Source organism: Vibrio splendidus 12E03 (genome assembly GCF_000272105.2).
In the GTDB taxonomy this organism is placed as follows: Bacteria; Pseudomonadota; Gammaproteobacteria; order Enterobacterales; family Vibrionaceae; genus Vibrio; species Vibrio splendidus_I.
The window spans coordinates 1-586 of the sequence record NZ_AJZD02000190.1 but is presented as its reverse complement, the minus strand read 5'-3'; the positions used below and the strand labels follow the sequence as shown (position 1 = coordinate 586).

Below are 586 nucleotides of genomic sequence, written 5' to 3'. Positions count from 1 at the left end.
TTGGTTCTCTGACGATACACCTAAGCGTTTTGAAGCTTACGGCTGGCATGTAATCCCAGCGGTAGATGGTCACGACTCTGACGCTATCAATGCAGCGATTGAAGCGGCTAAAGCAGACCCTCGTCCAACGCTTATCTGTACTAAAACTATCATCGGTTTTGGTTCTCCAAACAAAGCAGGTACGCACGACTGTCACGGTGCTCCACTAGGCGCTGATGAAATCACAGCAACTAAAGCTGCACTGGGTTGGGAACACGGTCCTTTCGAAATCCCAGCGGATATCGCAGCTGAGTGGAATGCAAAAGAAGCAGGCGCAGCGAAAGAAGCAGCGTGGAATGCTAAATTTGACGCATACGCAGCGGCTTACCCTGAGCTAGCAGCAGAATTCAAACGTCGTACTAACGGCGAGCTTCCTGCTGAGTGGGAAGAGAAAGCAAACGCAATCATTGCTGATCTTCAAGCTAACCCAGCAAACATCGCTTCACGTAAAGCATCTCAAAACGCACTAGAAGCGTTTGGTCAAATGCTTCCTGAATTTATGGGCGGCTCTGCTGACCTTGCGCCTTCTAACCTGACTATGTGGTCT

1 pseudogene is annotated in these 586 nt (G+C 49.7%); it reads left to right on the top strand.

Annotated elements, in window-relative coordinates:
- Window positions 1–586, top strand: a pseudogene (locus tag A142_RS13170) (transketolase); the annotation flags it as partial.